The 19,236-nt window shown below is 60.1% G+C and carries 14 protein-coding genes and 1 pseudogene; 13 read left to right on the forward strand and 2 right to left on the reverse strand.

All coding sequences use genetic code 11. The features are described 5' to 3' along the window. From B5G40_RS17010 to B5G40_RS15830, 4 genes and pseudogenes are all read left to right on the forward strand, one after another. A pseudogene (locus tag B5G40_RS17010) lies at window positions 1–189 on the forward strand (hypothetical protein); the annotation flags it as partial. Then, the gene (locus B5G40_RS15820; RefSeq protein WP_158099563.1) at window positions 119–598 is read left to right on the forward strand and encodes a hypothetical protein; all 480 of its coding nucleotides are present in this window, start codon (window positions 119–121) and stop codon (window positions 596–598) included. The pseudogene B5G40_RS17010 and the gene B5G40_RS15820, both read left to right, overlap by 71 nt. Window positions 599–667: 69 nt before the next feature. Beyond that, a complete protein-coding gene (locus B5G40_RS15825; protein ID WP_087400588.1) occupies window positions 668–1,822 on the forward strand; it encodes an aminotransferase class V-fold PLP-dependent enzyme in 1,155 nt (384 codons plus the stop codon). Between the two features lie 170 nt (window positions 1,823–1,992). Further along, window positions 1,993–4,446 (forward strand): S-layer homology domain-containing protein, encoded by a 2,454-nt coding sequence (locus B5G40_RS15830; protein ID WP_087400590.1) that lies wholly within the window; start codon window positions 1,993–1,995, stop codon window positions 4,444–4,446. 93 nt (window positions 4,447–4,539) lie between these two features. Here the strand turns inward: B5G40_RS15830 and B5G40_RS15835 are convergent, their stop codons facing one another. Further along, complete coding sequence (locus B5G40_RS15835; protein ID WP_087400592.1) at window positions 4,540–4,950, reverse strand: hypothetical protein; 411 nt, start codon at window positions 4,948–4,950, stop codon at window positions 4,540–4,542. 288 nt (window positions 4,951–5,238) lie between these two features. Between B5G40_RS15835 and B5G40_RS15840 the strand changes: the two genes are divergently transcribed. Then, a complete protein-coding gene (locus B5G40_RS15840) occupies window positions 5,239–5,673 on the forward strand; it encodes a hypothetical protein (protein WP_087400594.1) in 435 nt (144 codons plus the stop codon). A gap of 57 nt (window positions 5,674–5,730) precedes the next feature. Here the strand turns inward: B5G40_RS15840 and B5G40_RS15845 are convergent, their stop codons facing one another. Next, window positions 5,731–8,124, reverse strand: coding sequence for an S-layer homology domain-containing protein (locus tag B5G40_RS15845; protein WP_087400596.1), 2,394 nt, complete (start codon window positions 8,122–8,124; stop codon window positions 5,731–5,733). Between the two features lie 247 nt (window positions 8,125–8,371). Here B5G40_RS15845 and B5G40_RS15850 point away from each other — a divergent pair, with 247 nt between their 5' ends. From B5G40_RS15850 to rnr, 8 genes are all read left to right on the forward strand, one after another. Further along, window positions 8,372–9,514, forward strand: coding sequence for a tyrosine-type recombinase/integrase (locus tag B5G40_RS15850; RefSeq protein ID WP_087400598.1), 1,143 nt, complete (start codon window positions 8,372–8,374; stop codon window positions 9,512–9,514). Window positions 9,515–9,582: 68 nt separating this feature from the next. Continuing rightward, window positions 9,583–10,662 carry a PfkB family carbohydrate kinase gene (locus B5G40_RS15855; protein ID WP_087400600.1) on the forward strand — a complete coding sequence of 360 codons (1,080 nt, stop codon included), beginning with the start codon at window positions 9,583–9,585 and terminating at the stop codon, window positions 10,660–10,662. A gap of 37 nt (window positions 10,663–10,699) precedes the next feature. Then, entirely contained in the window at window positions 10,700–11,623 is a 924-nt protein-coding gene (locus tag B5G40_RS15860; RefSeq protein ID WP_087400602.1) for a pseudouridine-5'-phosphate glycosidase, read from the forward strand. A 222-nt stretch (window positions 11,624–11,845) separates the two neighbouring features. Then, on the forward strand, window positions 11,846–13,930 hold the full coding sequence (locus B5G40_RS15865; RefSeq protein WP_087400604.1) for a 5'-nucleotidase C-terminal domain-containing protein: 2,085 nt from the start codon (window positions 11,846–11,848) through the stop codon (window positions 13,928–13,930). A 128-nt stretch (window positions 13,931–14,058) separates the two neighbouring features. Further along, complete coding sequence (locus B5G40_RS15870; protein WP_087400606.1) at window positions 14,059–14,823, forward strand: ABC transporter ATP-binding protein; 765 nt, start codon at window positions 14,059–14,061, stop codon at window positions 14,821–14,823. Continuing rightward, window positions 14,813–16,585 (forward strand): ABC transporter permease, encoded by a 1,773-nt coding sequence (locus tag B5G40_RS15875; RefSeq protein WP_087270173.1) that lies wholly within the window; start codon window positions 14,813–14,815, stop codon window positions 16,583–16,585. Before B5G40_RS15870 ends, B5G40_RS15875 begins: the two co-directional genes overlap by 11 nt. Window positions 16,586–16,725: 140 nt before the next feature. Continuing rightward, window positions 16,726–16,962 carry a preprotein translocase subunit SecG gene (secG, locus tag B5G40_RS15880; protein WP_087189548.1) on the forward strand — a complete coding sequence of 79 codons (237 nt, stop codon included), beginning with the start codon at window positions 16,726–16,728 and terminating at the stop codon, window positions 16,960–16,962. Window positions 16,963–17,053: 91 nt separating this feature from the next. Next, entirely contained in the window at window positions 17,054–19,108 is a 2,055-nt protein-coding gene (gene rnr / locus B5G40_RS15885; protein WP_275533063.1) for a ribonuclease R, read from the forward strand. Window positions 19,109–19,236: the final 128 nt, after the last annotated feature.

Consider the following 19,236-nt stretch of genomic DNA (forward strand, 5'->3'; position numbering starts at 1 on the left):
GGCCACGCTGTGGGCCTGAGCGTGGGAGGGACCACTCTGAGCCAGGTGGAGGAGCAGCTGGATCAGGGCGAGGTCCTGCTGGACCGGCTGGTGCGGCTCAAGACCCACGCCGTCTATCTTGGACCAGTTGGATGGGGCGGGGGTGAAAGCCCTCTTCCTGTTCCGGTCCGAGGAGCTGGAGGCCAATGAGGAAAACCTCCGCCGTATCGTGGGCTCCGGCCACGCTGTGGGCCTGAGCGTGGGAGGGACCACTCTGAGCCAGGTGGAGGAGCAGCTGGATCAGGGCGAGGTCCTGCTGGACCGGCTGGTGCGGCTCAAGACCCACGCCGTCTATCTGGAGGAGGCGGGACGGGATGTGTCCTCAGCGCTGTCGGAGGAAGGCTGGGCCTGCTGGTCTCCCCAGCTGGATCAGACCGGGGATACCCGCTCAGCAGCCACCCGCAGCAATGCCCTGATGAACCGCTTTGACAGCCGTACCGGCTCGGTTCGGGTCATGCTGGATGACCGGCCCGGTACCGCCGATCTGCTGGACCGGCTGCTGCCACGGATGGAGCGGGAGGACTACCGGACCCGGCTGGCGCTGGAGACCTGGTTCTGAACCAAGGGGGCGGGCAGATGCCCGCCCCTTACCTTATATGTAATAATGTAGAGACAGGAGGAAACTGCCATGCGCAGCGTCTATCTGGACAACGGCGCCACGTCCTACCCCAAAGCCCCCGGTGTGGGGGAGGCCATGAGCGATTTTATCACCAACATCGGCTGCAATATCGCCCGGGGGGGCTATCAGCAGGCCTATGACGCCGCCGGCCGGGTGCTGGAGGTGCGGGAAAAACTCAATGCTCTGGTAAACGGCCCCGGCCCCCGCAATGTGGTCTTTACTGCCGGCGCTACCGCCGGACTCAATCTGCTGCTCAAGGGCCTGCTCCGGCCGGGGGATAAGGTGCTCACCTCCCCCATGGAGCACAATGCGGTGCTTCGCCCCCTGGAGCAGCTGAAAAAGCAGGGTGTTGTGGTGGAGTACCTGCCCTGTACCGACCGGGGGGAGCTGATCCTGGACGGACTGGCGGACAAGCTGACCCCCGACGTCCGGGCCGTCATGCTCTGTCACGGCTCCAACGTCTCGGGCACCCTCTTTCCTATTGATAAGGTGGGCCCTCTCTGCCGGGAGCGGGAGATCTTCTTCCTGGTGGATGGGGCTCAGACCCTGGGGGCCATCCCGGTGGATATGGCTTCCATGTGCATCGACGGCTTGGCCTTCCCCGGCCATAAGGGCCTGCTGGGGCCCCAGGGCATCGGCGGGGTGGTGGTGACCGACGCTCTGGCGGCGGAGCTGGACCCGCTGCTCTCCGGCGGCACCGGCAGTATGTCGGAATCTCTGGAGATGCCCGCATTCCTGCCCGACCGCTTTGAGGCGGGGACCCTCAACCTGCCCGGCATCTTCGGCCTGGGGGCGGCCCTGGACTATCTGGAGCAGGAGGGGGAGACCCTCCGTATCCGGGAGCATAAGCTGGCGGGACACCTGTGGGCCCGGCTTATGGAGCTGGAGGAGGACGGCATCCGGGTGCTGGGTACCGACAACCCTGCCAACCGCACCGGGGTGGTGTCCATTGACTTTCTGAAGGCGGACAATGGGGAAATGGCCTTCCGGCTGGAGCAGGAGTACGGCATCCAGACCCGCTGCGGCCTTCATTGTGCCCCGGTGGCCCACCAGACCCTGGGCACCTTCCCCCAGGGGGCAGTCCGCTTCTCCGTGGGCCCCTTCACCACCTTTGAAGAGATCGACTACGTCCAGGGAGCGGTATACGAGCTGCTGCTGGACTAACCCGCACCCCGTTCCTTTCCTCCGCCGGTACAGCCTGGCCGGAAGATTACGCTTGTGTTACAAAAGCGCCGGGGGTGTTGACGGAACGGATTTGATGGATTATCATTATGCCAGACTCATGGAGAGGATGTTCCCTCCTCATGGTCAAATAAAATAAGGAGGAATTCCAAATGAGAAACCTCAAGAGGACTCTCAGCCTGGCTCTGGCCGCTGTTATGCTGATGGGCATGATGGTCGTGGGCGCCGGCGCTGCGAGCAAGGATTTCACCGATGCTGGTGAGATCAAGAACGTTGAGGCTGTCGACGTTATGGTCGCGCTCGGTATTCTCGAGGGCGGCGATAAGGGCGACTTCCAGCCCAACTCCATCCTGACCCGTGAGCAGGCTGCCAAGATCATCTGCTATATGCTGCTGGGTGAGGAGTCTGCCGAGAAGCTGAGCACCAACTCCGCCGTGTTCAACGACGTGGCTGCTGACCGTTGGTCCGCTCCCTACATCGGCTACTGCGTGAACCTGGGCATCCTGGCCGGTGACGGCAACGGCAACTTCTTCCCCGAGGGCAAGCTGACTGGCGCTGCCTTCGCCAAGATGTTGCTGGTTGCTCTGGGCTATGATCCCACCATCGAGAAGTATACCGGCAATGACTGGGTCATCAACGTGGCTTCCGACGCCATCGAGGCTGGCATCTCCCCCAAGGGCCTGGTGCTGACCGACGACCTGTCCCGTCAGGACGCTGCTCAGATGGCTTTCCAGACCCTGACCGCTGACATGGTGAAGTATGCCTCCAAGGGCACCACCGTTATCGGTTCCGACGGTATGCAGGTCATCGTGGGCAACACCCCCGCTGAGTCTGTGAAGGACGGCAGCGAGAACTATACCGATGGCGACAACGACGGCATCCAGCAGTTCTGCGAGAAGTACTTCACCGACCTGAAGAAGGTTTCCGGTGAGACCGACGCCTTTGGCCGTCCCGGCTACACCTGGCAGTACAACAAGGAAGACGTCACCTTTGCCGCTGACGAGGCCGATTACACCATCGTGGTGAGCAAGGCCGACAAGGACGCCGAGTACTGGGCCACCGAGGCCAACAAGAAGCTGGACATCGACGGTGCTACCACCGTTAAGAACGGCTTCGCTGGCGATGCCTACGAGATCGGCGACGTGGTTGAGTACTATGTTGGCGACAACAACGAGGTCTCCAAGATCATCGTGACCCGCTACACTGCCGACGTCATCACCGACGTTGACACCGACGTGAAGAAGGACGATGCTGAGGACGGCGTGACCGCTTACATTACCTTCGACAAGGCTGGTCCCTTTAACAACACCGACATTGCCGGCTACAACGCCGACACCTATGTGAAGGACGCTGTGGTTGCTCTGGTCGTGGGCGCTGGCGATCACAAGAACGAGGTCATCGGTTCCTACGTGGCTGAGTCCGTTGAGGGCGCCATCACCGCTTACACCACCACCTCCTACACCATCGGCGGCACCAAGTACACCATGGCTGGCGTTGTTGATGATGAGATCGCTCAGAAGGTCGACTTTAAGGAAGGCAGCTACAAGCTGTACCTGGACAACAACGGCTATGTCATCAAGACCGAGGTTGTTGAGGGCACTTCCACCATCGGCGATGCTTTCTTCGTTGTGACTACTTGGGTTGAGAAGACCACTGCTTACAACGAGGAGACCTACACCTACTATGCTCAGATCGTGCACCTGGACGGCACTGTCGAGGAGATCGAGATTGCTACCGCTGAGGGCACTACCGAGCGTGACGCCGTTAAGGGCTACCTGGATGGCCTGAAGGGCACCACCGTCTTCTACACCGACACTAAGCACGAGGTTAACAAGGATGTCTCCGTGAAGCTGTCTGCTTGGGATTCCGGCGACGACTACAAGGTGGGCGCTGTTGACTTCGACAAGGCTGACAAGATCAAGGCTGACGACAAGAAGCTGAAGGATACCTACTACCTGACCGACAAGACCGTTTACGTCGTTGTCGAGGGCAATGGTTCCAAGCTGTCCGTCACCAGCAAGACCGGCGGCGTGTCCTTCACTGCTACCAGCAATGATGACGCTGCTCAGGTGATCTACAGCATGGAGAACGGCAGCAAGGTTGCTAACTACGTGGTTATCACCACCGGCGACTTCGCCGCTGCTGAGACCGGCGACTACATCTATGTGGCTGCTGACACCAAGGGCTCCAACGTCTCCGGCGGCTTTGCCTACACTGTCTATGACATGGAAGGCAACGAGGTCGAGATCGTCGAGAAGGACGCCACCAAGGCTCCCGCCGCTGGCTTCTACACCTACAGCGTGGACGAGGATGACCTCTACACCCTGAGCGACAAGATCACCGACTCCACCGTGGTGACCGATGCCACTTACACCAGCTACCTGGGCGACCTGCTGACTTCCAGCAAGTTCAGCGACTATGACGCTTCCAAGCTGGTGATCGTGGACACCCACGACACCGATGGCGACTACAGCAAGTCCGTGACCACTCTGGCTGCCATGCAGGCTGCTGCTAAGAACGGCTACACCGTCACCTTCGACGCTGTTGTGGACGCTAACGATGAGACCGTGACCTTCATCGTTGTGACCGATGTGACTGCTGAGTAATTTCACTCCGTAGCAAACAGTGTCACTACTGTAAGGAAAACAAGGCTCCCGCTGAAAAGCGGGAGCCTTGTTTTGTTCTGCGGAGTAGGCGGCTTAATAAAATGCAGCGTAGCCGTTGTTTTGACCCGCACCGTTAAGTCCGTCATCTGATCCATCTTCAATGGTGAAGCCTGTATCCTGAAAGGTGATCTTGGAATATACGGCAGGACTATAACTGTCAAACGAGATCATACAATGTTCCGTTCCCAGCGCCAAGCGGATATCGGAGGCGCGTGAGCTGTCCTTATGGGGAGCCGTGACGGCAACAAATTTGGGCCGTACCCCCAGACTGATCTCCGTTTGGTCACCATTGCCGGTAAAGGTACCTTCAATACATCCACTTGCACTTTTTGCTGCCCATATAGCCAGGTCTACCTTTTTTAGATCCTCGTTGAAGTCCGTCCGCAGGAAAGGGTCCGACCCTTCCCACTGATGCAGCTGATAATGTTCCGTATAGTTTGCCATACGCATTCCTCCTAGTTTTTCTTTCATGCTGAAAGCCCTCCGTCCATCCCCGGACAGAGGGCTTTTGTTGCATGGTCAAAAATGCTTCTTTTTGTTGTAAGTGATACATCTACGCCGGTTTTCAGAAAATAACTTCAGTTCGAGTACCTTTGCCCTGTATGACAAAGATGGCGGCAGATTACCGCCGCTGTTTTCCCGGTGTGCAACAAAAAAGCCTTGTTTTGGTACCGGTGGGGATGAGGACAGGGCCGCTTTTGCCCCGCAAATGAAAAACAAGGAGGAATGTATATGGCAAACTATACGGAACATTATCAGCTGCATCAGTGGGAAGGGTCGGACTCCTTCCTGCGGACAGACTTCAACGAGGACCTGGCCAAGATTGACAATGCGCTGAATCAACTCGCCGGCAGCACGCTTCATATTGCCAGCGGAAGCTATGCGGGTACCGGCGAGGCAGGGGCAGAACACCCTAACCAGCTTACCTTTGAATTTGTGCCCAAAATGGTGGTGCTGACTGTGGACGCAGGGCAGGAACTGGAAAACGGTACCGTGCTGGTAGCTGGCCAGACTCGCAGCTCCGGCATGGGTACATCCTACTCCGGCGCAAGCTGCCTGAATCTGCATATCACCTGGAGCGGGCAGGGACTATCCTGGTACTCGGCACAGGTGGATGATCAGTTAAACAAATCAGGGCAAACCTACCGCTATTTTGCATTGGGCTAAAATAAAAAAGGCGGCTGCCCATTTGGGCAGCCGCCTTTGTAATCCTTAGAGGATGGATTACTTCACAATGTACAGGGAGGTCACAGCGCCGTCACTGTTCACAGTGTAGTAGATGGCGGTGTTGTCGCTGTAATTGCGGGTGATGGAGCCGGTGGTGATGTCGCCGTCGGTATCAACCACGAACACGGTCACGTCGTCGGTGTAAGCCATGGTGCCGGCATCACCAACAGTGATGACCTCGTTGGCAGCCTTCTCGAAGTTGCCGGTGGTGGTCAGGTAATCCTTACCATCGCCAACGGTGGCAGCCTTCAGGTCAGAGTAGATGTTGTCATCGTCCACAGCGTAGGCGGAGTACAGGCCGTCCAGCTCAGCAGCGTTTTCGGTGCTGGCGTCAACCATGATCTCCACAACCTCGCCGTCCACAACGGCGGTGTAGGTGTAGTACTCACCCAGATCGTCGTCGTCGATCTTGGCGGAGACGGACTCACCGTTGATGTAGATCAGGTCATCGGCGGAGGCGGAAGTGGTGCCGTCCACGATGAACACGATATCAGCGGTCTTGCCGTCGGCCACGATGCTAGCAGTACCCTCCATGGAAGGCACGTTCTTGTAGCCGGTGTAGGTCTTGGCGGAATCAAACTTGCCCTCGTCCAGCTTGATGGAGACATAGACAGTCTGGCTGTCAGCGGTCTTGCCACCGCCGATAGCGGTCTTGCCCTTGGTGATGTCGATGGTCACGCTGTCGGTGGCATCGCCCTTGCTCAGCTCGTAGTAGTCCTTCTTCTCGTTGTACTTATAAGCATAAGCCTGACCCTCGTCGGCCAGAGTCTTGGTGTAGATAACCTCGGAGGTGCCGTCGGCATAGACGACCTCGGCGTAGTAGGACTTCTCGCTCCAGGTGCCGGTCTCGGTATCGGCGCGGACCACGTACAGGTAGTCGTCGGAGTTGGCAGCGGACTCGCCGTCATAGTGGACAATGTAGTTGTTGAACAGGTAGAAGGTGCCCTCGTCGCCGGTGTTGACAGCAGCCTGGCTGTACTCCCAAGCAAACTCGTACTTCTCGCCGTCGATCTTCAGCCAGCCGTTGTAAGCGCCGCTGACGCTCTTGGCGGTAACCTTGCCGTCCACGGTCTCAACGTTGGTGTCAACAGCCAGCAGCTTGTCGGCATCGCCGTCAGCCCAGCCAGCAGTGTAGTAACCCATGAAGACGTCGTCCTCTTCCAGGTCCTTCACCATGGCATAAGCGTCCTTGTTGTCCTTCACGTCGATGTTCAGAGTAACTTCGCCGGAACCAGCCTCGTACACAGTCACATCCACGTCGGTGACCTTATCGTCATCGTCGGTGTTGACAGCAGTAACCTGGCTGAAGAAGGCCTCGGTCACGATGATGGCGGTAACCTCGTCGTCGCTGTTAGCATAGACCTCGATGTTGTAGCCGTTGCGGTTCAGCTTGGACACATCGTTCACATTGCCGTCCACAGTGCCGTTGTAGTAGATGGGAGCGGTGTCAACCTTGGTGTAGTCGTCCTTCAGGTCGCTGATAGCGTCCTTGTCGAAGTCAGCACCAGCATAGGTGGCCACAGGAGTCTTGGCAGCAAAGGCAATGGCGTCGCCGTCATAAACCCAGGTGTAACCAGGACGCTCGAAGTCATCAGCGGTGTTCTTGGTAGCGGTGGTGTCCTTCTCCAGGTCGGGGAAGTACTTCTCGCAGAACTGCTGGATGGTGTCCTTATCCTCGGTGCGGTAGTCGTTGTTCTCGCTGTTGGTGATCTTCTCAGCGGGAGTGTTGCCCACGATAACCTGCATACCGTCGGAACCGATGATGGTGGTGCCCTTGTTGGCATACTTCACGGTGTCAGCGGTCAGGGTCTGGAAGGCCATCTGAGCAGCGTCCTGACGGGACAGCTCGTTGGACAGCACCACGCCCTTGGGGGAGATGCCAGCCTCGATGGCGTCAGCAGCAACGTTGATCATCCACTCGCTGCCCACATACTTCTCGATGGCGGGATCATAGCCCAGAGCAACCAGCAGCATCTTGGCGAAGGCGGCGCCAGTCAGCTTGCCCTCGGGGAAGAAGTTGCCCTGACCGTCGCCAGCCAGGATGCCCAGGTTCACGCAGTAGCCGATGTAGGGAGCGGACCAGCGGTCAGCGGCCACGTCGTTGAACACGGTGGAGTTGGTGGTCAGCTTTTCAGCAGACTCGGTGCCCAGCAGCAGGTAGCAGATAATCTTAGCAGCCTGCTCACGGGTCAGGATGGAGTTGGGCTGGAAGTCGCCCTTATCGCCGCCCTCGAGTACACCGAGACCGACCATAACGTCGACAGCCTCAACATTCTTGATTTCATCAGCATCGGTGAAATCACTGCTCGCAGCGCCGGCGCCCACGACCATCATGCCCATCAGCATAACAGCGGCCAGAGCCAGGCTGAGAGTCCTCTTGAGGTTTCTCATTTGGAATTCCTCCTTATTTTATTTGACCATGAGGAGGGAACAAATTATTTGAAAATCCGCAATCCATTGTGGCACAGTCGCTTGATGGAATAAAAATGGCGACAGGTATCCTCCAGGTAGTCAAAATGAGGGGAAAAAGAAAAGTGAAACGGTCAGTACAGAACTGTTGACGGCTGAAACGATCCCTGACAAAATACAAGATACGACACTGTTCGACCATCATTGGGTGCACTGAGGAGGAGTTGGAATGGCAAGAAAGACGATCAAAAAGAACCTGGCGTATGACGATCAAAAGCAGCTGTACTACGTCTGCTTCAATTACGGCACCAATGCCGATGGACACCGGGACCGAAGAGTACGCACCTTTACCGATCTGGCGGAAGCGGAACTGGCCCTGGAACAGTTCCAAAAGGGGCTGGGCGGAAGGGTGCTCTGTGATTCCAACCGCCTGACCCTGGCGGAGTGGCTGGAGTACTGGCTGGAGGAGGTCATCGCCCCCAATCGGGCCTATACCACCTATTACTGCTATCGAGCACTCATCAAAAACCACATCGTTCCCGCATTGGGCCGCATCCGCCTGCGGCAGCTGGAGCCGTGGCACATCCAGAAATATTATGCCGAAAAAATGCGGGAGGGCCGTCTGGACTCCAACAGCGTCCACAAGCACCACATCCTGCTCCACACAGCCCTCCAGCTGGCCTTCCGGCAGAAGATCCTGCGGGAGAATCCGGTGGAGCGGGTGGAGGCCCCCAGAGAGCACCCCACCCGGCAGTTCTACTACACCCCGGAACAGCTGCGGGATCTCTTCCGGGAGGTGGAGGGCTCCTGGCTGGAGCTGGTGGTCAAGCTGGGGGCCTACCTGGGCCTGCGGCGGGGGGAGATCTGCGGTTTGCGGTGGACTGACGTGGATTTTGAGCACTATGTGATCCGCATCCGGGTCACCCGCACCACTGCGGGAGACCAGGTGGTGGAAAAGGAACCCAAGACCCGCAATTCCATCCGTACCCTGGGCATCGCCGGACTGGAGGACCTGACCAATCTGCTCCACAGCATCCGGCGGGAGCAGACAGAGCGGGCGGCCACCCAGCCGGACTATGTGGACAGCGGCTATGTACTGACCGACGACAAGGGAGAACCCAGACACCCCAATATGGTGACCTGGTCTTTCCGCACCTTTGTGGAGCGGCACGGCCTGCCGCCCATCACGGTCCATGGCCTGCGACATACCTTTGCCAGCCTGGCCAACAGCGCCCGCATTCCTTTGGTGGACATCGGCAAAGCCCTGGGACACAAGGATGTGTCCATCACCGGTCGGATCTATACCCACATTTTTGACCAGACCCACCAGGAGGTGCTCAACACGGTAGCCGCCCGTATCGCGGCAGGCTAAATTGGGCTTGACAAACCTGGTATCTAAGCATATGATTAGAAAGAAGATAAAAGTTTAGGAGGTGTCCCATGACCCAGCGGGAACGGCAGATCCTGAAATGGATCGAAGAAAACCCCCTGATCTCCCAGCAGGAGCTGGCGGAAAAGGCCGGTATCACCCGGTCGTCGGCGGCGGTGCATATCTCCAACTTGATGAAGCAGGGACACATCGCCGGAAAGGGCTACATCGTCCGTACCGCTCCTTACGCAGTGGTGGTGGGAGGAGTGAACCTGGACATCGGTGGCCGGTCCTTCGGCAAGCTGGTGCCGGCGGACTCCAACCCCGGACAGGTGCGGACCAGTCTGGGAGGCGTAGGCCGCAACATTGCCCACAACATGGCGCTGCTGGGGATGGATGTGCGGCTGCTCACCGCCTTCGGGGACGATATGAACGCCCAGCGCATTGCCGCCAGCTGCGGGGAGCTGGGCATCGACATCAGCCAGTGTCTGACGGTGCCTGGCGGAGCCACCTCCACCTATCTCTTCATCGCCGACCAGCGGGGGGATATGGCCCTGGCAGTGAGCGATATGGAGATCTATGAGCATATGACCCCGGCCTTTCTGGCCGGGCGGAGCCGCCTGCTGCAAAACGCCCAGCTGGTGGTGGTGGATACCAATATTCCGGCTCAGTCCATTGCCTGGCTGGCGGACAACCTGCATCTGCCCATCTTTGCCGATCCGGTATCTACCGCCAAGGCGGAGAAGCTGCGGCCGGTGCTGGGCAAACTCCACACCCTCAAGCCCAACCGGATGGAGGCGGGGCTGCTCTCCGGGGTGACCATCACCGACGAGGCCAGCCTGAACCGGGCGGCTGACGTCCTGCTGGACACCGGCCTGCGGCGGGTATTCATCAGCCTGGGCGGGGAGGGCGTGCTGGCCGCCGACCACAACGGGCGGGTTCATGTGCCCTGCTGTCCCGGTCAGATGGTGAACACCACCGGCTGCGGCGACGCAGGGATGGCGGCCATTGCCTGGGCCTACCTGGAAGGTACCGATCTGGAGGGCACTGCCAAAGCCGCCATGGCAGCGGGAGCCATTGCCATGGAGAGCGCCGAGACCATTAACCCGGCTATGAGCGCCCGACTGCTCAGAGACCGGATGGAAGCATAAGCATAAAAACAACTGATTTCATATGGAGGTAACTGCAATGAATCTGAACAAGTATCTGGACGTAGCTCCTGAAGTAGCCCAGGCCGTGGCCGAGGGCAAGCCCGTGGTGGCCCTGGAGTCTACCATCATCTCCCACGGTATGCCCTATCCCCAGAATGTGGAGACTGCTCTCAAGGTGGAGCAGATCATCCGGGACAACGGCGCGGTGCCCGCCACCATCGCCATCCTGGGCGGCCGTCTGAAGGCCGGTCTCACCGCTGAGGAGATCGAGTACCTGGGCAAGCAGGGCCAGGCTGTGACCAAGGCCAGCCGCCGTGACCTGGCTGTGCTGGTGGCTCGCAAGGCCGACGGCGCCACCACCGTTACCACCACCATGATGATTGCCCATATGGCCGGCATCAAGATCTTCGCCACCGGCGGCATCGGCGGTGTCCACCGTGGCGCTGAGACCACCATGGACATCTCCGCCGACCTGGAGGAGCTGGCTTCCACCCCCGTGATGGTGGTGTGCGCCGGCGCCAAGTCTATCCTGGACCTGGGCCTGACTCTGGAGTACCTGGAGACCCACGGCGTGCCCGTCATCGGCTACGGCACCAAGGAGCTGCCCGCCTTCTACACCCGCAAGAGCGGCTTCGAGGTGGACTACCGCATGGACACCACCGCGGAGATTGCCGCTGCTTTCCACGCTTCCCAGGAGCTGGGCCTGAAGGGCGGTATGCTGGTGACCAACCCCATCCCCGAGGAGTTTGCCATGGACCACGACGTCATCAACAAGGCCATCGACGAGGCCATTGAGCAGGCCAAGGAGCAGGGCATCCACGGTAAGGCCACCACCCCCTTCCTGCTGGCCAAGGTGAAGGAACTCACCGGCGGCGACAGCCTGGATTCCAACATCCAGCTGGTATTCAACAACGCCCGTCTGGCTGCCCGCACCGCCGCCGAGCTGTGCGCCATGGGCTGAGTTTTCCCTTTCTTTCACGCAAAAGAACGCCGCATATGCGGCGTTCTTTTTTGCTTCAAGAAAAGGAATTGTAACAATATTTCTTTTTGTTTACATTCACCTGCCATGCGTTGAATCCGCCTCTGCCTGGACGTATAATAAACAAAACGACAATACTTGGACCAGATTACCGGCCTTGTGCCGGAGGAACGTGCCCCATGTGGGAGAAAAGAGGCGATCTTAATGGCACGGAAATCCATATTGTTTCGCCGGCTGGGTGCGGCGCTGCTGGCGCTGCTGCTTCTGCCGGCTACGGCCGCCTGGGCTGCGGAACCTGCACCTGCTGAGACGGCGCCTGCCCTGGCAATTTATACCACAGGAGATATGGCGGGCCGGGTAGGAGAGGCCGATCCCATGACCGGACAAACGGAAGAAAACAGCTATTTGAAGGTAGCTTCCGCCATGGCGGAGGAGCGTCAGACCGTGAAGAACACGCTGCTGCTGGACAGCGGGGATGCGGTGGCCAATACCCTGGTCAGCGGCAGTGCCGCTGACACCGCTTTGGCTCTGCGTACCATCGGTTATGATGGACTGATCCCCAGCGTGGAGGAGTTCCGGCTGGGGCAGGGCCACCGGGCCGCCTTTTTCCGGGATTTGACCGAAGAAAACGGCCAGGGTACGCCGGTGAAACTGATCTCCGCCGACTGGATGGACGGGGAGAGCGGACAGAACGCTGCCCAGCCCTACCACATCTATACCCGCCAGCTGGAGGGCAAGGAGATCCGGATCGCAGTGGTGGGCCTGGGCACTTTGGAGGTGCCCCAGTCTCTGCCCTCTTATTATTATAGTGACAGCCAGTTCGGCCATACGGACAACACCGGCATGAGCTATGCCTGGGAGTGGAACCACTGGATCTGGCCCCAGCTGGAGCAGCAGAATTGCGACCTGGTAGTGGTATGCTGCCACGCAGACCAGGAGACGCTGGAGGAGTTTGCCGCCCAAACCGCAGGGATTGACCTGCTGGTGAGCGGCCACGGCCAGGCGGATATGGGCACTTTGGAGAATCGGGATGGCCAGATGGTGTCCTGGGTCAGCAGCGGCGGAACCACCCTGACCCGTACCGAGGTGATCCTCTCTGACAACGGTACTCCTGTGATCGGCGAGAGCCAGCTGCTGCGACTGAGCGACTATGAAAATGATCCGGCGCTGGCCCAAGCCACGGCCGGCGGCCAGAAGGCCCAGCAGGCCCGCGCCGAGCAGCGCACAGGAACCCTGTCCGGCAACTGGACGGAGACCGCTGCCAGTGCTACCCGGCAGACCCAGGCGGCTGATCTGGTTGCCCGGGCTATGCTGTGGACCTCAGGGGCGGATGCGGCCCTGATTACCAACGGAAGCCTTGGATATCTGCCGGAGCAGAGCAGCAGCGGCAGTGGAGCCCGTGCCCTGAGCCTGAGGGACTGTGCTACCCTGGCCAGCGGAGACAGCCCGGTGGTGATGGTGGAACTGACCGGTGCCCAGCTGGAGGCATGGCTGGAGGTCTGTGCCGGGCGGTACCAGGTGGATGAGAGCGGTCGGGTGACCGGTGGGCAGGACGCCGATTTCCTGTATGGTATGGACTATGAGCTTTATATAGGCGGCCAGCCTGGCCAGCGGGTGGTCAATCTGACCTGGCAGGGCCAGCCGGTGGAGGAGGATCGCACCTATCGTGTGATTTTGGAGGAGTCGCATCTGTATGACGACGAGTTCCCCTCCTGCACCATTTTGTGGTCCGCCGCAGCCGATATGCAGTATGCTGCCACCGGCGGAACAATGGCCTCCCTTCTGACCGCGTTTACTTCCCGTTCCGGGGCTGTTGTACCGCAGCGGGAGAGCACCTGGGCGGTATACGCCGGTGCTGTGGACAGTCCCATGACCCGGTTGGGTTTTGTGGAGATGCTCTATGAGGTGGCAGGCCAGCCCAAGCCCGGGGCCAATGTGGCCTTTGCGGATGTGACGGGAAGCGACGCGGTGGTTTGGGCCGCGGAAAAGCGCATCGTCAGCGGAGACGGCAAGGGTATGTTCCTGCCCCAGATGGAAGTGACACGGGAGCAGGCGGCAGCCATGCTTTATAACTACGCCAGAGCGGAAGGCCTGGACCTGACCACCGATGGTTCGGCTGTCAACGCCCTGTCCGACCGGGCTTCTGTCTCCGGCTGGGCGGTGACGGCGGTGGATTTCTGCCTCCGCAACGGTCTGCTGGAGCCGGTGAACGGCCAGTTCCAACCCTCTGCCACCATGACCCGGGCGGAGGTTCAGCGCACCATGGAAGTTTTAAAAACATTGGATTGAACCGGATTTCGGATGAAACGGACGCCCTGGGGGGCGTCCGTTTTTCTTTCATAAAACGGTAAGAGGGCGTTTAGAAATTTTTAAGATGATGCTGGTACACTATCTTCAGAAGCAAAGGAGGCATACAGATGGAGCAGATTCTGAAGGTAGAAGGACTGTGCCGGGATTATGGCAGAGGAACGGTCACTCATGCGGTGGACCATGTGGATTTTTCGGTGGAAAAAGGGGAATTTGTGGGCATCATGGGCCCGTCGGGCAGCGGCAAGACCACCCTGCTCAACTGCATTTCCACCATTGATACCCCTACGGCGGGCCACATCTGGGTGGAGGGGAAGGACATTACCGCTCTAAAACAGAAGGCACTCTCCCAATTCCGCCGGGAGCGGCTGGGCTTTGTGTTCCAGGACTGCAACCTGCTGGATACCCTCACCGCCTTTGAAAATATCGCCCTGGCCCTCACCATCCGCAAAACCCCGCCTCAGAAGGTGGAGCGGCTGGTGCAGGAGACCGCCCAGCTGCTGGAGATCACCGACTGCCTGAACAAATACCCCTATCAAATGTCGGGGGGCCAGCAGCAGCGCACCGCCGCCGCCCGGGCCATTGTCACCCGGCCGGCCCTGATCCTGGCCGACGAGCCCACCGGTGCTCTGGACTCCAAGTCCGCCCGGCTGCTGCTGGAGCGGTTCGAGGTGATGAACGAACTGTGTGAGGCTACCATCCTGATGGTCACCCACGACGCCTTTACCGCCAGCTACTGTCATCGTATCCTCTTCCTGCGGGACGGGGCGGTGTTTGCACAGCTGGAGCGGGGGGATCTGGACCGCAGAGACTTTTTCCGGCGAATCATCGGCGTGGTGACTGAGCTGGGAGGTGACCAGAACGATGTTCTCTAAACTGGCTGTCAAGAATGTGGGGCGCAGCTTCCGGGACTACGGGGTGTATTTCCTGACCGTGGCTTTCGGTGTGTGCCTTTTTTATGTGTTCAACGCTCTGGAGACCCAGAGTGTGATTCGCTACCTGGCCCAGCACCCCCGGGCCAACATTGTAGGGGCCATTCAGCAGCTCATCGGCATCCTGTCGGTTTTTGTGTGGGTGGTACTGGCCTTCCTCATCCTGTACGCCTCCGGTTTTCTGGTCCGCCGCCGGTCCCGGGAGCTGGGCACCTACCTGATGCTTGGCATGGAGCGCTGGCAGGTGGCCCGGCTGCTGCTGGCAGAGACCGCCGTCATTGCTCTGACGGCGCTGGCGGTGGGGCTGGCGCTGGGTGTGGTGCTCTCCCAGGCCCTGTCCCTCTTTACCGCGGGGCTGTTTGCGGTGCCCATGACCTACTTTGCCTTTTCCCTCTCTCTCCCTGCTATCGGCAAGACGGTGCTGGCCTTTGCGGCTATTTTCCTGCTGGTGATGTTCTACCACGCATTTACCATATCCCGGCGGAAGCTGATTGACCTGCTGCGGGCCCGGCGGGTGAACCAGGAGCTGAAGGTGCGCAGCCTGGGCGTCTCGGTGGTGCTCTTTCTCGTGGGCTGCGTTTTGCTGGCCGTGGCCTACACCATGCTGCTGACCCGGGGCCTGCTGCGGGTGGACGAACTGTTCTGGGTAATGATCGGGCTGGGCAGCCTGGGTACCCTGCTGTTCTTCCGGGCCTTGTCCGGTTTCCTGCTGCGTCTGTGCCAGACCAGCAAGAAGCTCTATTATAAAAATCTGAATTTGTTCATCCTGCGGCAGTTCAACGCCAATATCAATACCACCTACCGGTCCATGACGGTGATCTGCCTCATGCTGCTGCTGGCCATCGGCATCACCGCCACCTCTGTAGGACTGAACAACACCGTCTCTCAGATGGCGGACCAGACCGTGCCCCAGGATGTGGAATTGTCTGTCTGGCCGGAGGAGGATGGGGGGACCATGGATCTGCCCGCACTGCTGACGGCGGAGGGCTTCGATCCAGAGCAGCAGTGCAGTCGCTGGATCACCTTCCCCATGTATCAGGACGAGCGTGGGCGCTCCTGTATGCTCCAGACCGACTACGATGCCTATGCGGCTGCCTGGGGAGAGGAGAAGGCAGGCTCTTTTGTGGAGGACTGGAGCGTCTGGCTGGTGTCCCGGGAAACGGAGGGGCTGTCTATGTCCCGCTGGTACTTCCTGGCCGACTATGCCGGGGACAGACAGGAGGGGGAGGACGCTTTCCTGGCGGCGGTGAGCGGTCTGAAGGATACCGGTGGCTATTCCTATACCACCAAGCTGTCCACCTGGATGGACCTGATGGGTACCAAAGTGCTGGTGCTCTTCATCGGACTCTACCTGGGCGTGGTGTTCCTGGTGGCCTCGGCGGCGGTGCTGGCCCTCCAGCAGCTCAGTCAGGCCGCCGACAGTGCCCAGCGCTACCGGGTACTGTCCCGGCTGGGCGTGTCCGAGCGGATGCGGGGCAGGTCGGTGGATATCCAGGTGTTTCTGGCCTTCTTCCTGCCGCTGGCTCTGGCCCTGATCCATGCCGTGGTGGGCATGACCGCCGCCAATGCCGTCATTGCCGAGGTGGGCAAGGTGGATGCCGCTGCCTCCAGCGCTGTCACCGCCCTGCTGCTGGTGGCGGTGTACGGCGGCTACTTCCTGGCCACCTGCTGGGGCAGCCGACGGCTGCTGCGCAGTCAGATATAATGCCAGAAAAAATGAGAAAACACTTGTAATCGTTCCTGTTTTGTGCTATTATCAATTTTACGTATGAGAGAAGGCGCGGGAGGCCTGCGCCAAATAGAGTGCACATTGCCCCGCTGACGGGGCCGAAAGGACGATGTAGCGTGGATTACACCAAGCTGATTCTGAGCATTATCGATGTGGCGGCCTGCCTGTTCCTCATCGCCGTGGTGCTGCTCCAGTCCGGCAAGAGCGCCGGCCTGTCCGGTGCCATCGCCGGTGTTGCCGACACCTTTATGGCCAAGAACAAGGCCAAGAGCTGGGACGCCAAGCTGGCCAAGATGACCAAGTGGGTGGCCATTGGATTCATGATCCTTACCTTTGTCATCTGCCTGATCTGAGAATGCGAAAAAACGCCCTTCCGGTTTCGGAAGGGCGTTTTTTGTTGCGCCTGGGGCAAAAAGGGGTATAATACAAACCAGAAACACCAGAATCAGAAAGGAACGATCTATGAAAGAGACAAAGGAATTGACCGGTATCTACCAGGCCAGCGGCCGGGGCTTCGGCTTTTTGATCCCCGAGGAGGGGGAGGACTGCTTCATTCCACCCCGGGCCAACGGCGGCGCCTGGAATGGAGATAAAGTAACGGCCTGCATCACCGAGGAGGACCCAGAGGCGGGCCGACGGGTGGCCAAGGTGGTCCAGGTGCTGGAGCGGGCCAACAAAACCGTCACCGGTGTGCTGGAGCGGCAGGACCACGCCCTCTGGCTGAAACCGGACAACGACCGCCTGCCCGGCCCCATCCAGGTATTCACCAAGCGGAAGGGGGTGCGCCCCGGCGAGCGGGCGGCTGTGGCCATGACCAGCTTCGGCGGCGGCAAGACCGCCCCCATGGGCACCCTGCGGGAGCGGTTTGGCCCCGCCGACCGGCGGGAGAGTGCCGTGGAGGCCATTCTCTACACCCATGACATTGTGCGCACCTTCCCGCCTGCCGTGCTGGCAGAGACTGAGACCATCCCCCAGGCGGTGGAGCCCTCCGCCCTGGCGGGGCGGCTGGACCTGCGGGGCAAGACCATTATTACCATCGACGGGGCCTCCTCCAAGGACTTTGACGACGCCGTCAGCCTGGAGAAGGACGACCAGGGCCGCTGGGTGCTGGGGGTTCACATCGCCGACGTGAGCCACTATGTCCAGCCCGGCACCCCCCTGGACCTGGAGGCTTGGGAGCGGGGCACCTCGGTGTACTTTGCCGACCAGGTGGTGCCCATGCTGCCGGTGGAGCTGTCCAACGGCATTTGCTCTCTCAATCCCCATGTGGACCGGCTGGCTCTGTCCTGCATTATGACCATGGACGCAAGCGGCGGGGTAGTGGAGCACACTATCACCAAATCAGTGATCTGCTCCACCGAGCGGATGACCTACGAGGACTGTAACGTGCTGCTGGCGGGGGAGAACCCCGCCCTGGCGGAGCGGTACGCCCACATCCTGCCCATGCTGAAGGATATGGCCGCCCTGGCTAAGCAGCTGGAGAAGCTGCGCCGGAACCGGGGGGCTCTGGACCTGGAGACCAAGGAAAGCTATGTAATCTGCGACAGCGAGGGCAAGCCGGTGGACGTGGCCCTGCGGCAGCAGGGGGAGAGCGAGAAGCTCATCGAGTCCTTTATGCTGGCCGCTAATGAGTGCGTGGCAGAGCATTTGAACCGGCTGCACAAGCCCTGTGTCTACCGGGTCCATGAGAAGCCCTCCGACGAAAAGGGGGAGGCCCTGCGTACGATGGTGGCCCCTCTGGGCTACGATTTGAAGGGAACGGATAGCCATTCCCTCCAGAAGCTGCTGGACTGGGCCAAGGGAAAGCCGGAGGAGGGGGCGGTGTCCATGATGGTGCTGCGCTCCCTGATGAAGGCCCGGTACGACGAGGACAACCTGGGCCACTTCGGCCTGGGGGCGGAGTATTACTGCCACTTCACCTCTCCTATCCGCCGCTATCCCGACCTGATGGTCCACCGGGTGCTCACCGCCCTGCTGGACGGGACGCTGGATAAACAGGAGAAGAAGCTGACCACCGCTGTGGGGCGGGCCGCCGTCCAGTCCTCCCAGCGGGAGCTGGCCGCCCAGGAGGCCGAGCGGGAGATCGAGAAGCGCTACCTGGCCGAGTTTATGGCGGGCCACGTTGGGGAGACCTTTGCCGGTGTGGTGACCGGTGTCACCCGGTTCGGCCTCTTTGTGTCGGTGGCTGGTGGCGTGGAGGGCTTGCTGCCGGTGGAGGCCCTGCCCGGCGGGCCCTGGGAGTATGACCAGGCCCATCTGCTCCTGGTGGAGCTGGGCGGCAGCGGCCGGTATACCTTCGGCATGGCCCTGGAGGTGGAGTGCGCCGCCGCCGATCCGGTGAGCGGTCAGGTGGACTTTATCCTCCCCGGCGGTACCCCTGTAGCCAAGCAGGAGCGGCGAGCGGAGAAGCCCAGGGAGGAAAAGCCTCGCCGCAAGAAGGGAGGCAACCGCCGGGCCATGCACCTGCCCAAACGGCGAAAAGGGGGCAGAAAACGATGATGAAGCGTATTCTTTCCGGGGTGTTATTGCTCTGTGTATTGGGTTTAACGGGGTGCGGCAGTCAAATGCCCGCCCCTACGCCCACGCCTGCCGCAACCCCCAGCGCCACCCCCACACCTGCGCCCACC

The sequence above is a fragment of the Flavonifractor sp. An9 genome, from assembly GCF_002161245.1.
Taxonomy (GTDB): domain Bacteria; phylum Bacillota; class Clostridia; order Oscillospirales; family Oscillospiraceae; genus Flavonifractor; species Flavonifractor avicola.